General features: G+C 71.9%; 10 protein-coding genes and 1 pseudogene. 9 read left to right on the top strand and 2 right to left on the bottom strand.

Annotation, left to right across the window (positions count from 1 at the left end; genetic code table 11):
- Positions 1-156: 156 nt before the first annotated feature.
- Positions 157-993, bottom strand: coding sequence for a hypothetical protein (locus ACZ7LY_RS25755; RefSeq protein ID WP_471627070.1), 837 nt, complete (start codon positions 991-993; stop codon positions 157-159).
- A 301-nt stretch (positions 994-1,294) separates the two neighbouring features.
- Here ACZ7LY_RS25755 and purN point away from each other — a divergent pair, with 301 nt between their 5' ends.
- On the top strand, positions 1,295-1,915 hold the full coding sequence (purN, locus tag ACZ7LY_RS25750) for a phosphoribosylglycinamide formyltransferase (RefSeq protein ID WP_471627069.1): 621 nt from the start codon (positions 1,295-1,297) through the stop codon (positions 1,913-1,915).
- Complete coding sequence (purH, locus tag ACZ7LY_RS25745; protein WP_471627068.1) at positions 1,912-3,510, top strand: bifunctional phosphoribosylaminoimidazolecarboxamide formyltransferase/IMP cyclohydrolase; 1,599 nt, start codon at positions 1,912-1,914, stop codon at positions 3,508-3,510. Before purN ends, purH begins: the two co-directional genes overlap by 4 nt.
- 137 nt (positions 3,511-3,647) lie before the next feature.
- Here purH and ACZ7LY_RS25740 read toward each other — a convergent pair whose 3' ends face one another.
- The gene (locus ACZ7LY_RS25740) at positions 3,648-4,340 is read right to left on the bottom strand and encodes an RDD family protein (protein ID WP_471627067.1); all 693 of its coding nucleotides are present in this window, start codon (positions 4,338-4,340) and stop codon (positions 3,648-3,650) included.
- A gap of 136 nt (positions 4,341-4,476) precedes the next feature.
- Here ACZ7LY_RS25740 and ACZ7LY_RS25735 point away from each other — a divergent pair, with 136 nt between their 5' ends.
- The 7 genes and pseudogenes from ACZ7LY_RS25735 to ACZ7LY_RS25705 form a co-directional block, all read left to right on the top strand.
- Positions 4,477-5,337: a bifunctional methylenetetrahydrofolate dehydrogenase/methenyltetrahydrofolate cyclohydrolase gene (locus ACZ7LY_RS25735; protein ID WP_471627066.1), complete on the top strand. Its 861-nt coding sequence runs from the start codon at positions 4,477-4,479 to the stop codon at positions 5,335-5,337.
- A complete protein-coding gene (locus tag ACZ7LY_RS25730; protein WP_471627065.1) occupies positions 5,327-5,749 on the top strand; it encodes a DUF3017 domain-containing protein in 423 nt (140 codons plus the stop codon). The genes ACZ7LY_RS25735 and ACZ7LY_RS25730 overlap by 11 nt, the downstream gene beginning before the upstream one ends.
- A 164-nt stretch (positions 5,750-5,913) precedes the next feature.
- A complete protein-coding gene (locus ACZ7LY_RS25725; RefSeq protein WP_471627064.1) occupies positions 5,914-6,870 on the top strand; it encodes a helix-turn-helix domain-containing protein in 957 nt (318 codons plus the stop codon).
- Positions 6,871-7,234: 364 nt separating this feature from the next.
- On the top strand, positions 7,235-8,227 hold the full coding sequence (locus ACZ7LY_RS25720) for a malate dehydrogenase (protein WP_471627063.1): 993 nt from the start codon (positions 7,235-7,237) through the stop codon (positions 8,225-8,227).
- Between the two features lie 543 nt (positions 8,228-8,770).
- A complete protein-coding gene (locus ACZ7LY_RS25715; RefSeq protein WP_471627062.1) occupies positions 8,771-10,273 on the top strand; it encodes an aldehyde dehydrogenase family protein in 1,503 nt (500 codons plus the stop codon).
- 155 nt (positions 10,274-10,428) lie between these two features.
- Positions 10,429-11,979 (top strand): GMC family oxidoreductase, encoded by a 1,551-nt coding sequence (locus tag ACZ7LY_RS25710; RefSeq protein WP_471627061.1) that lies wholly within the window; start codon positions 10,429-10,431, stop codon positions 11,977-11,979.
- Positions 11,979-13,040: pseudogene (locus ACZ7LY_RS25705) on the top strand (quaternary amine ABC transporter ATP-binding protein); the annotation flags it as partial. The gene ACZ7LY_RS25710 and the pseudogene ACZ7LY_RS25705, both read left to right, overlap by 1 nt.
- Positions 13,041-13,306 lie beyond the last annotated feature (266 nt).

Here is a 13,306-nt window from a genome sequence, read left to right as displayed (position 1 = left end):
CCACCCGATACGACAAGACCGCCGAGTCATACGCCGCCGCCCTCACCCTGGCCTCACTCCTCATGTGGACGTGACACTTTGACGACAGGCCCTAGCCGACCCGGGCCCCCGAGCCGACCCCGGGCGGCCCCGGCCGTAGAAGCGGGCGGCTCAGTCTCAGTGTTCGCCGAGCAAGGGACGGATCTGCGACGGCAGGAGGTTCTCGCAGGACTTTTCCGCGGTGTGCGTCAGCGCGTCCTGCCGGCACTCGTAGTAGTCCCGGTACGCGAACTGCGCGGTGAACGCCAGCGCCACCCACGCCACCGCGAGGACGCCCGTCACCAGGCCGCTGATCGCCGCCGTGGTCTGGGGTCTGGTGCTCTCCGCGGGCGGCGCCGGCTTGTCCGGGTCGGTGGCGGAGCGGGGCTTGGCGCGCAGGGCGCTGACGCCCCAGTACAGGGCGAGGACGCCGAGCAGCAGGGCCACGTAAGGCCAGTTGAACAGGGCGAAGAAGAAGCCCCACATGCCGGACAGGAGCGCGTAGCGAGCGTGGCGCTGGGAGGGGTCGGTGGGGTCCCAGCGCATGCCGCCGGGGCCGGGCCCGGGGCCCTGCCCCTGGCCCTCGGGGCCGCCCTGTCCGCCGCCCCCGCCTCCGCCGCCGAGCCGGTCGCCGAACCGGCCGCCGCCCTGCGCGCGGCCGGGCTGCCGGTCGCTCCACTGGCTGCCCCAGGGCGAGTCGCCCCGGCCGGAGGAGCCGTCGGAGTCGGAGCCGGAGCCGCCGGAGCCCTCGGAATCTGAGGAGCCCTCGGGCGCCCGCGGCTGCCAGGGGCGGTCGGGGGCGTCCTCGGGCGGCGGCGCGAACGGATTGTCGGTGTCGGCGGAGCGCGGCTTGCCGGCGGGCTTCCCGGTGGAGTCCTCACCGGGCTCCTGGGACGGCGACGGCGGCGTGGGTCGGCCTTCGCGCGGCATGACGGCGCCGACGGGCAGCGTGTGGCGAAGGCTTCGGTCCGGCATCAGGTGTGCGTCTTCCCCTAGGTCGTCGGGCAGGTCGTCGGTCGGCGGGCCGTGCCTCGCGTCGAGGCCCGGTTCGTTCGTCTCGTCAACGTCCGACGGCCGTCCGGCGTTCCGTGCCGCCGACGCTACCTCCCGAGGCCGCCCCCGTCCCATGGGGGCGGTCCGGTGTGCCGGTATCGTTGCTGACGGTCGGCGGCTTCGTAGACTCCCCCGTATGGCGGAGCGCGTTGCTTTCGTACGACCGCACAAAGACGCAAGTCGCACGTCGCAAGATGCTCAGCTCCCGAGAAAGGGCCTCCTCGTGGCCAAGGCCAAGCGCCTCGTCGTGCTGGTCTCCGGATCAGGTACGAACTTGCAGGCACTCCTCGACGCCGTGGCCGAGCACGGGGAGGACGCCTACGGCGCGCGGATCGTCGCCGTCGGCGCGGACCGGGACGGGATCGCCGGCCTGGAGCGGGCCGAGCGGGCCGGGCTGCCCACCTTCGTGTGCCGGGTCAAGGACCACGCGACGCGCGAGGAGTGGGACCGGGCGCTGGCCGAGGCGACGGCGGCCCACGAGCCGGACCTCGTGATCTCGGCCGGGTTCATGAAGATCGTCGGCAAGGAGTTCCTGGCCCGCTTCGGCGGGCGGGTCGTCAACACGCACCCGGCCCTCCTGCCCAGTTTTCCCGGTGCGCACGGTGTGCGGGACGCACTCGCGTACGGCGCCAAGGTCACCGGCTGCACCGTCCACTTCGTCGACGACGGCGTCGACACCGGCCCGATCATCGCCCAGGGCGTGGTCGAGATCCGGGACGAGGACGACGAGAGCGCTCTGCACGAGCGCATCAAGGAAGTCGAGCGCACGCTGCTCGTCGATGTCGTGGGGCGGATCGCCCGTAACGGCTTCAGCATCGAGGGACGAAAGGTAGTCATCCCGTGACCGCGGAAACCACCGCCGAGAGCACCAAGCGGCCCATCCGACGGGCGCTGGTCAGCGTCTACGACAAGACCGGTCTGGAGGAGCTGGCGCGCGGGCTGCACGAGGCGGGCGTCCAGCTCGTGTCGACGGGCTCCACCGCCGGACGGATCGCCGCCGCCGGGGTGCCGGTCACCAAGGTCGAGGAGCTGACCGGGTTCCCCGAGTGCCTCGACGGCCGGGTCAAGACCCTGCACCCGAAGGTGCACGCCGGCATCCTCGCCGACCTGCGCCTCGCGGACCACCGCGCGCAGCTCCAGGAGCTGGGCGTCGAGCCGTTCGACCTGGTGGTCGTGAACCTGTACCCGTTCAAGGAGACCGTCGCCTCGGGCGCGAGCCCCGACGAGTGCGTCGAGCAGATCGACATCGGCGGCCCGTCCATGGTCCGCGCCGCCGCGAAGAACCACCCGTCGGTGGCCGTCGTCACCAGCCCCGCCCGGTACGCGGACGTCCTCGCGGCGGCCGGGGACGGCGGTTTCGACCTCACGACCCGCAAGCGGCTGGCCGCCGAGGCGTTCCAGCACACCGCCGCGTACGACGTGGCCGTCGCCGCCTGGTTCGCGGACGACTACGCGGCCGCCGACTCCTCCGGCTTCCCCGACTTCCTCGGCGCCACCTACGCGCGCAAGAACGTGCTGCGCTACGGCGAGAACCCGCACCAGGGCGCCGCTCTCTACGTCGACACCGTGTCCGGCGGCGGCTCCGCGGCGGGCGGCGGTCTCGCCGAGGCGGAGCAGTTGCACGGCAAGGAGATGTCGTACAACAACTTCACGGACACGGACGCCGCGCGCCGTGCCGCGTACGACCACGACGACCCGTGCGTGGCGATCATCAAGCACGCCAACCCGTGCGGCATCGCCGTCGCCTCGAACGTGGCGGAGGCCCACCGCAAGGCGCACGCCTGCGACCCGCTCTCCGCGTTCGGCGGGGTCATCGCGGTCAACCGGCCGGTCACCAAGGAGATGGCGGAGCAGGTCGCCGAGATCTTCACCGAGGTCATCATCGCGCCCGACTACGAGGACGGCGCGCTCGAAGCCCTCACCAAGAAGAAGAACATCCGCGTGCTGCGCGCTCCGCACGGGCCGGCCCCGCGCGTCGAGATGAAGCAGATCGACGGCGGCGCCCTCCTCCAGGTCACCGACCGGCTCCAGGCCGCGGGCGACGACCCCTCGACGTGGACGCTGGCGACCGGAGAGGCGCTGTCGCAGGGCGAGTTGGACGAGCTGGCGTTCGCCTGGCGGGCCTGCCGGGCCGTCAAGTCCAACGCCATCCTGCTCGCCAAGGACGGCGCGTCGGTCGGCGTCGGCATGGGCCAGGTCAACCGCGTCGACTCCTGCAAGCTGGCCGTCGAGCGGGCGGGCGAGGAGCGGGCGCGCGGCGCGTACGCGGCCTCGGACGCCTTCTTCCCGTTCCCGGACGGGCCGCAGATCCTCATCGACGCGGGCGTACGGGCCATCGTGCAGCCGGGCGGCTCGATCCGCGACGAACTGGTCGTCGAGGCGGCGAAGAAGGCCGGCGTGACGATGTACCTCACGGGCACGCGCCACTTCTTCCACTGACGGCAGGAGGGCCCGCCGGTCGATGACCGGCGGGCCCTTCGCGTGTCGTCCCGAGGACGAGGGCCTGAACCGGCCCTCGGCGGGGAGTCCTCAGCAGGGGAGCAGCCCTGTACGGGGAGGCCCTGTACGGGGAGGGGTCAGCCCTTGGTGTGGACGACGACTGTGCCGGCCACCTTGTCGTGCCAGCCCTGCCGGCGGCCCGACTTGTCCCAGAACGGGGACAGGTACACGATGAGCTGGCCGATGCCGCAGACCAGCGCGCCGACCGCCGGGATGACCCAGCGCAGGAAGCTGCCGCCGATGCCGGGCTTGGCCCCCGAGTCGGCCTTCAGGGCGCGGATGCCTACGGCGAGCTTGCCGAGCGTCGCGCCGACGAAGGCGACCATCAGGACCTCGTAGAGCAGCACGATCACCATGAACAGCGCGCCGACCGGCAGCACCCCGCTCTGGAAGTCCGAGGTCGCGTTGTTCACACAGGTGTCGTACGTGGAGGAGCCCGCGTCGCACTTGTTCAGGGCGTCGAGCAGGTCGGTGAACTTCGGCGCCAGGAAGATCATGTAGATGATGCCGAAGACGACACCGTCGATGAGGCGCGCGCCGAGCCTGCGGCCCATGGAGGCGATCGGCGGGGCGCCGTGGCCGGCCGGGGGCATGCCCTGCTGCGGGTAGCCGCCGTAGGGCTGGCCCGGCTGCTGCTGCGGGTAGCCGTAACCCTGCTGCGGCACGCCCTGGGGCGTCTGCTGGCCGTAGGGCTGGCCGCCGTAGGGCTGGCCGGGCTGGCCGGGCGGCGGCTGCTGGCCGTACGGGTTGTTCTGATCGCCGAAACTCATGATGGGCTCCTCCGGGGACGGTGAGACGAGCGGCGCCGATCATCTGATTTCGGACGGTGTCCTGTCCAGTACGGGTCGAAGGCCGTTGTGCAAGTGCAACTTGGGTGAAGCGGGGCCGCCCTGAAACAATGGGTCCATGACCGCCCAGATTCTCGATGGCAAGGCCACCGCAGCCGCGATCAAGTCCGACCTGACCGCCCGCGTGGCGGCCCTCAAGGAGAAGGGGGTCACGCCGGGCCTCGGCACGATCCTCGTCGGGGAGGACCCCGGCAGCCAGAAGTACGTGGCGGGCAAGCACCGCGACTGCGCGCAGGTGGGCCTCGCGTCCATCCAGCGCGAACTGCCCGCGACGGCCTCCCAGGAGGAGATCGAGGCGGTCGTGCGCGAGCTGAACGACGACCCGGCCTGCACCGGCTACATCGTGCAGCTCCCGCTGCCCAAGGGCATCGACGAGAACCGCATCCTGGAGCTGATGGACCCGGCCAAGGACGCTGATGGCCTGCACCCGATGAACCTCGGCCGCCTCGTGCTCAACGAGCCGGCCCCGCTGCCCTGCACCCCCTTCGGCATCATCACGCTGCTGCGCCGGCACGGCGTGGAGATCAAGGGCGCCGAGGTCGTCGTCGTCGGCCGGGGCGTCACCATCGGGCGCCCGATGCCGCTGCTGCTGACCCGCAAGTCGGAGAACGCGACGGTCACCCAGTGCCACACCGGCACCCGCGACCTCTCCTCCCACCTGCGCCGCGCCGACATCGTCGTCGCCGCCGCGGGTGTCCCGCACCTGATCAAGCCCGAGGACATCAAGCCGGGCGCCGCCGTCCTCGACGTCGGTGTCTCGCGCAACGCCGAGGGCAAGATCGTCGGCGATGTGCACCCGGGCGTCGCCGAGGTCGCCGGCTGGATCTCGCCCAACCCGGGCGGTGTCGGCCCGATGACCCGCGCCCAGCTCCTCGTCAACGTGGTCGAGGCCGCCGAACGGAACGCCGGTGTCCGCTGAGACGCGCGGCGCCGCAGGCCGCAAGCGCGGCACGCGCCGCTTCCCGCTGTGGACGCGCGACACCGCGCGTCCCGAGGGCGGCGGCCGGGCCGCGCCGGGTGACGCGCCCGCGCCCGCGCGCCAGTGGCCGCTGATCGCGGTCCTCACGGTGACCGGGGTGGGCCTGCTGGTGACGGCGCTCGACCAGTTCCGCGTCGGCACGATCCTCATCGGCCTCGCCCTGATCGGCGGCGCGGTGATGCGCTGGGTGCTGCCGAGCGTCGGCATGCTCGCCGTCCGCTCCCGCTTCACCGACATGATCACGTACGGGCTGCTCGGCCTGATCATCGTGCTGCTGGCGATGATGGCGCAGCCCAACCCGTGGCTGAAGATCCCGTTCCTCCAGGACACGCTGCACTTCACGCTGCGCTGAGCGGCTTCACGCTGCGCTGAGCGCCGGGGCATACCCCCGTGTGCCCCTCGCGGGGGAACTGACATCCTGGCTGTTCGCATCCCACTGGACAGCCGGTGGAGGCCCGGGCACGCTCGCGGCGCGGGGGGACCTCAGGCACGTATGGGGGGAATAGGGGGAAGGCAATGCCTCGTTGGAGGGCGCTACCGGATGAACTCGACCCGGAGGTCAAGGAGTTCACCGGCCAACTGCGTCGGCTGGTCGACCGCGGCGGACTCGGGATCGCGGCCCTGGCGGACCGCACGGGCTACAGCAAGACCTCGTGGGAGAGGTATCTGAACGGGCGGCTGCTCGCGCCCAAGGGCGCCGTCGTCGCGCTCGCCGAGGTGACCGGGACCAACCCGGTGCACCTCACCACCCTGTGGGAGCTGGCCGAGCGCGCGTGGAGCCGCTCCGAGATGCGCCATGACATGACCATGGAAGCGATACGCATATCGCAGGCGCGGGCCGCGCTCGGCGAGCCCGGCACCGGGCCGCTCGGCGCGGGCAGCGTGGCCGCCCCGCGGGCGCCGGGCGTCCAGAGCGCCCCGGACGGCGGTGGCTTCGGCCCGCCGCCCGCCCCCGCGCCCTCCCCCTCCCCGAACTCCGGCGGGCGGCGCGGCAAGACCGTCGTGACGGTCGTCGCGGCGGCGGTCGGCGCGGTGCTGCTCGCGGTCGTGGCGTACGTGGTGACGAGCGGCCTGGGCGGCAAGAAGAACGCGGCCGAGCCGCCCCCGACGCCGACGACGAGCGCGCCGAAGCTCCCCGACGGCGTGCGGTGCGTCGGCGCGCAGTGCACCGGCAAGGACCCCGAGAAGATGGGCTGCGGCGGCGACCTCGCGGACAGCCCCGCCACAGCGACGGTCGGCACGGCCACCGTCCAGGTCCGCTACAGCAAGACCTGCAAGGCCGCCTGGGCCCGCATCCAGGGCGCGGCGCCCGGCGACAGCGTCGTCCTGGACGCCGGCGCGAAGTCCTCCCGTAAGGGCGCGGTGGGCGAGGCCGACACGGACGCGTACACGCCGATGGTCGAGGTCGGCGCCGCGGCCGACGCCAAGGCGTGCGCGACGCTCGCCTCCGGCGTCAAGGGCTGCACGGACTGACTCCGCGCGGGGGTGGTCCGTACGGCGTTCGCATGTCCCGCGCGGGGTGGTTCGTACGGCGTACGCGTGTCCCGCGCGGGGAGGTCCGTACGGGGTACGCATGTCCCGCGTGGGACGGGGAAGGCGCGTGAACACCCCCACGGGAACGGTCACTCGGTGACACCCCCACGGCGGCCGTCGCGCTCCCCCCTCCCGAGTCGGCGGCCGCCCCCCGTCGGGCGTCACGTGTTCGGTCCGTGCCGACTCTGTGGGGTGAGCCACACGGACCGGCGGGTGCGGTGGGGGTGGGGCGCGATAGCCTGACGAGCGGATCTCTTGATGCCGAGAGATCGATCAAAAGACCCGCTGTCCTACGGAGAACGCCATGACCCGCACTCCCGTGAACGTCACCGTCACCGGCGCAGCCGGCCAGATCGGCTACGCACTGCTCTTCCGCATCGCCTCCGGCCAGTTGCTCGGCGCGGACGTGCCGGTCAAGCTGCGCCTCCTGGAGATCACCCCGGCGCTCAAGGCCGCCGAGGGCACCGCCATGGAGCTGGACGACTGCGCCTTCCCGCTCCTCCAGGGCATCGACATCACCGACGACCCGAACGTGGCCTTCGACGGCACCAACGTCGGCCTGCTCGTCGGCGCCCGCCCCCGCACCAAGGGCATGGAGCGCGGTGACCTCCTGGAGGCCAACGGCGGCATCTTCAAGCCCCAGGGCAAGGCCATCAACGACCACGCCGCGAACGACGTCAAGATCCTCGTCGTCGGCAACCCGGCGAACACGAACGCGCTGATCGCCCAGGCCGCCGCGCCGGACGTACCCGCCGACCGCTTCACCGCGATGACGCGCCTGGACCACAACCGCGCGCTGACGCAGCTCGCCAAGAAGACCGGGTCGACGGTCGCCGACATCAAGCGGCTGACGATCTGGGGCAACCACTCGGCCACCCAGTACCCGGACATCTTCCAGGCCACGGTCGCCGGGAAGCCCGCCATCGAAGCCATCGGCAACGACGAGAAGTGGCTCGCCGAGGACTTCATCCCGACCGTCGCCAAGCGCGGGGCCGCGATCATCGAGGCCCGGGGCGCGTCCTCGGCCGCGTCCGCCGCCAACGCCGCGATCGACCACGTCCACACGTGGGTCAACGGCACGGCCGACGGTGACTGGACCTCCATGGGTATCCCGTCGGACGGCTCCTACGGTGTGCCCGAGGGGCTCATCTCCTCGTTCCCCGTCACGACGAAGGACGGGGTGTACGAGATCGTGCAGGGGCTGGATGTCAACGAGTTCTCGCGGGGGCGGATCGACGCGTCCGTCAAGGAGCTGGAGGAGGAGCGGGAGGCGGTCCGCGCCCTCGGCCTCATCTGACCCTTTCTCCTCCCGTCCGCCCGCGGCGACAGCGCCCCACGCGCGTCCCCGCGGGCGTTCGTGTTTTAGGCCCCCTCTCGCGCAGTTCCCCGCGCCCCTGACGGGGCTGCCAGCCCCGGCACTTCTCAGGCGTCCCCCGCCCCCGCCTTGGGCAGTCTGCCGCCTGGGGCGGCACGGGTGGGCAAGGCGGCACCCCAGCGCCGGGTGCGTGAAGGTTGTGCCTCGGGTGCAGCCCCGGTGGGGCTTCTCGCGCAGTTCCCCGCGCCCCTGACGGGGCTGGCCTGAGCGCCAATTTCCAGCCCCTCCGGCGCTTGAGGAGCGGGGGCTGGGGCGGAGCCCCAGAGTGCCGGGTGCGTCGTGGCTGGTCGCGCAGTTCCCCGCGCCCCTTACGGGGCTGATTTCAGCGCATACTTCCAGCCTCTCCGGCGCTTGAGGAGCGGGGGGTGGGAGTGAGGCGGGGCACTTTTGGTTACGGGGGGCGCATGTTTTGGCCAACGTAGGGCAGGGGCTGACGACGTCACCAGACGGAAGGCAAAGCAGGACGTGTCAGCACAACGAAGCATTCATGTCGGCGGAGAGTGGCACCCCGCCGCCTCCGGAGCCACCCGAGAGATCCTCGACCCGGCGGACGCCACGACGTTCGCGGTGGTCGCGGAGGGCGCCCAGGAGGACGCGGACGCGGCGATCGCCGCGGCCCGCCGCGCCTTCGACGAGGGCCCGTGGCCGGGAACGCCCGTCGCCGAGCGCGCCGCCCTGCTCCGCCGCGTCGCCGACCTCCTCGTCCGCGACCGCGAGAAGATCGGCCTGCTGGAGAGCCGCGACGCGGGCAAGACCGTCGAGGAGGGCCGCGTCGACGTGGACTGCGTCGCCGACGCCTTCCGTTACTTCGCCGACCTCGTCGTCGGCGAAGGCGCGGGCCGCGTCGTGGACGCCGGCTCCGACGAGATCCACAGCGTCGTCGTGCACGAGCCGGTCGGCGTCTGCACGATGATCACGCCGTGGAACTACCCGCTGCTCCAGGCCAGTTGGAAGATCGCCCCGGCCCTCGCGGCGGGCAACACCTTCGTCATCAAGCCGAGCGAGATCACCCCGCTCACCACGATCGCGCTGATCGAGCTGCTGGCGGAGGCGGGCCTCCCGGCGGGCGTCGCCAACCTCGTCACCGGACCCGGCGCCACCGTGGGCGCCCGTCTCGCCGATCACCCGGACGTCGACCTCGTCTCCTTCACCGGCGGCCTGGTCAGCGGCACGAAGGTCGCGCAGGCCGCCGCCGCGGGCGTCAAGAAGGTCGCCCTCGAACTCGGCGGCAAGAACCCCAACGTCGTCTTCGCCGACGCCTGTTCGAGCGACGAGGACTTCGACACGGCCGTCGACCAGGCGCTGAACGCCGCGTTCATCCACTCCGGGCAGGTCTGTTCGGCCGGCTCCCGGCTCATCGTCGAGGAGTCCGTACGGGACCGCTTCGTCGCCGAACTCGCCCGCCGCGCCCGCCTGATCAAGCTGGGCCGGGGCACCGAGAAGGGCGTCGAGTGCGGCCCGCTCGTCTCCGCGCAGCAGCGGGAGAAGACCGAGGACTTCGTGGCCTCCGCGCTCGCCGAGGGCGCCGTCCTGCGCTGCGGCGGCAAGCGCCCCGAGCCGAGCGAAGTCCGGCCCGCCGACGGCTACTTCTACGAGCCGACGATCCTCGACCACTGCCACCGCGAGATGCGGGTCGTGCGCGAGGAGACCTTCGGCCCGATCCTGACCGTGGAGACGTTCCGCACCGAGGACGAGGCGATCGCCCTCGCCAACGACACCGAGTACGGTCTCGCCGGCGCCGTGTGGACCACCGACGCGGGCCGCGCCCGCCGCGTCGCCGCCAAGCTGCGGCACGGCACCGTCTGGATCAACGACTTCCACCCCTATCTGCCGCAGGCCGAGTGGGGCGGCTTCGGAAAGAGCGGCGTGGGACGGGAACTGGGCCCCGCCGGGCTCGCCGAGTACCGCGAGACCAAGCACGTGTACCAGAACCTGGCCCCGAAGCCGGTCCGCTGGTTCGCCGGCTGACCCACCCGCCGCCACCGCATTCCCGCAGGCCGCCCGGAACCCGCCGGGCGGCCCGGACACCTGATCGCCGGATCACTTCGGACACCCGGACCGTACTCGTCAGCGAACCTCCCGCTCATTACGCGAAGTACCTTGCGACGCCTTGGAGTTGACCCATGCCTGAGCAGCACGACCTGCCCGAGACCACGTACGACTACGTCATCGTCGGCGGTGGCACCGCCGGTTCGGTGATCGCCTCCCGGCTCACCGAGAACCCGGACGTCACCGTCGCCGTCATCGAGGGCGGCCCCAGCGACATCGACCGCGACGACGTGCTGACCCTGCGCCGCTGGCTCGGCCTGCTCGGCGGCGACCTCGACTACGGCTACACCACGACCGAGCAGCCGCGCGGCAACTCGCACATCCTGCACAGCCGCGCCAAGGTGCTCGGCGGCTGCTCCTCGCACAACACCCTGATCTCGTTCAAGCCGCTGCCCGGCGACTGGGACGAGTGGGCGGCGGCCGGCGCCGAGGGCTGGGACCACCGGTCGATGGACCCGTACTTCGGCAAGCTGAAGAACAACATCGTCCCCGTCGACGAGAAGGACCGTAACGCCATCGCCCGCGACTTCGTCGAGGCCGCGCGGACGGCGACCGGCGTGCCGCGCGTCGAGGGCTTCAACAAGGCGCCGTTCAAGGACGGTGTGGGCTTCTTCGACCTCGCGTACCACCCCGAGAACAACAAGCGCTCCAGCGCCTCGGTCGCGTATCTGCACCCCCACATGGAGGCGGGCGACCGGCCCAACCTGACGCTGCTCCTGGAGACGTGGGCGTACAAGCTGGAGTTCGTCGACGGTGTGCGCGCCAAGGGCGTGCGCGTACGGGCCAAGGGCGGCGAGGAGCGCCTGATATCCGCGCGCCGCGAAGTCGTCGTGTGCGCCGGCGCGGTGGACACGCCCCGCCTGCTGCTGCACTCCGGCATCGGCCCCAAGGGCGACCTGGAGAAGCTCGGCATCCCGGTCCTGCACGACCTGCCCGGCGTCGGCGAGAATCTGCTCGACCACCCGGAGTCGGTCATCGTCTGGGAGACGGACGGGCCGATCCCCGACAACAGCGCCATGGACAGCGACGCCGGCCTGTTCATCCAGCGCGACCCCGAGGCGTCCGGGCCCGATCTGATGTTCCACTTCTACCAGATCCCGTTCACGGACAACCCCGAGCGGCTCGGCTACGAGAAGCCCGAGCACGGGGTGTCGATGACGCCCAACATCCCCAAGCCCCGCAGTCGCGGCCGGGTCTATCTGACCAGCGCCGACCCCGAGGACAAGCCCGCCCTCGACTTCCGGTACTTCACCGACGAGGACGACTACGACGGCCGCACCCTCGTCGACGGCATCAAGATCGCCCGCGAGATCGCCAGGACCGAGCCGCTCGCCGGCTGGCTCAAGCGCGAGGTGTGCCCCGGACCCGACGTGACGAGCGACGAGGACCTCAGCGAGTACGCCCGCAAGGTCGCGCACACCGTCTACCACCCCGCCGGGACCTGTCGCATCGGCGCCGAGAGTGATGAACTCGCGGTAGTGGACCCGCAGTTGAGGATCCGGGGCCTGAAGAACATCCGTATCGCGGACGCGTCCGTCTTCCCGACGATGCCCGCGGTCAACCCGATGATCGGGGTGCTCATGGTCGGGGAGAAGTGTGCCGAGTTGATGGGTGGTGACGCGTGATGAGTACGACCACTGCCGCGCGGCCGGAGGCCGCCGACACCGTGGAGAACGAGTCCGTGTTCGCCGTCCGCAACCTGTGGAAGGTGTTCGGGCCCAAGGCCGAACGGGTGCCCCAGGACACCTCGTTGGCCGAGCTTTCCGCCGCCGAGCTGCGCGAGCGCACCGGCTGCACCGCCGCCGTCCGCGACGTCTCCTTCGACGTCAGGCGCGGCGAGGTCTTCGTCGTCATGGGCCTGTCCGGCTCCGGAAAGTCCACCCTCGTACGCTGCCTGACGCGGCTCATCGAACCGACCTCCGGCACGCTGGAGATCGACGGCGAGGACGTCCTCGGCATGGACCGCGGGCGGCTGCGGGAGCTGCGCCGGCACCGCGCCGCGATGGTCTTCCAGCACTTCGGCCTGCTGCCGCACCGCACGGTCCTCGACAACGTCGCCTACGGTCTTGAGATCCAGGGCGTCGGGCGGGCCGAACGGCGCGCCAAGGCCGCCGAGGTCGTCGCCAAGGTCGGCCTCGAAGGTCTGGAGTCGCGCCGCCCCGGGCAGTTGTCGGGCGGGCAGCAGCAACGCGTGGGCCTCGCGCGGGCGTTGGCCGTCGATCCCGAAGTCCTGCTGTTCGACGAGCCGTTCAGCGCGCTGGACCCGCTCATCCGGCGGGACATGCAGGAAGAGGTCATCCGGCTGCACCGCGAAGAGGGCCGCACGATGGTCTTCATCACGCACGATCTGACCGAGGCGCTGCGCCTCGGCGACCGGATCGCGCTCATGCGCGACGGGCGGATCGTGCAGCTCGGCACGCCCGAGGAGATCGTCGGCTCGCCCGCCGACGACTACGTGCGCGAATTCGTCCGTGACGTGCCGCGCGAGCAGGTCATGACCGTGCGCCGCGCGATGCGGCCCGCCGACGCGGACGAGCGTGAGCGCGGGCCGGAGATCGCGCCGGACGCGACGGTCTCCGAGGCGATCGAGGCGGTGGCCCGCAGCGGGTTCGCCGTACGGGTCGTCGACGACGGCCGCTGCGTGGGCGTCGTCGACCACGAACGCCTCATCGACGTGGTCGCCGGCGGGGTCGCTGACGCTGAGTCTCCTGCGGGGGGTGCCGTGGACTCCCGTACGGGGGCTGACGGTGAGTCCCCTGCGGGGGCTGACGCGGAGCCCCGAGCCGGGGGTGACGGTGATTCCCGTGCGGGGGCTGACGCGGAGCCCCGAGCCGGGGGTGACGGTGATTCCCGTGCGGGGACCGCCCCCGAGGCCCGTACGGGTGACGCGGAGTCCCTTGCGGGGGCTGACGGTGATCCCCGTGCCGGAGCTGACGGTGACCCCCGTGCGGG

It is taken from the genome of Streptomyces sp. NPDC107550, from assembly GCF_055639095.1.
Note: the sequence above shows the minus strand (reverse complement) of the source record. Positions and strands in the feature narration are given on the sequence as shown.

What these genes read in the sequence shown, in the direction of transcription:
- ACZ7LY_RS25740 (WP_471627067.1), bottom strand. Translation starts at nt 4,340, where the DNA reads ATGAGTTTCGGCGATCAGAACAACCCGTACGGCCAGCAGCCGCCGCCC.
- ACZ7LY_RS25725 (WP_471627064.1), top strand. Translation starts at nt 5,914, where the DNA reads ATGCCTCGTTGGAGGGCGCTACCGGATGAACTCGACCCGGAGGTCAAG.
- ACZ7LY_RS25710 (WP_471627061.1), top strand. Translation starts at nt 10,429, where the DNA reads ATGCCTGAGCAGCACGACCTGCCCGAGACCACGTACGACTACGTCATC.
- ACZ7LY_RS25720 (WP_471627063.1), top strand. Translation starts at nt 7,235, where the DNA reads ATGACCCGCACTCCCGTGAACGTCACCGTCACCGGCGCAGCCGGCCAG.
- ACZ7LY_RS25735 (WP_471627066.1), top strand. Translation starts at nt 4,477, where the DNA reads ATGACCGCCCAGATTCTCGATGGCAAGGCCACCGCAGCCGCGATCAAG.
- ACZ7LY_RS25755 (WP_471627070.1), bottom strand. Translation starts at nt 993, where the DNA reads ATGCCGGACCGAAGCCTTCGCCACACGCTGCCCGTCGGCGCCGTCATG.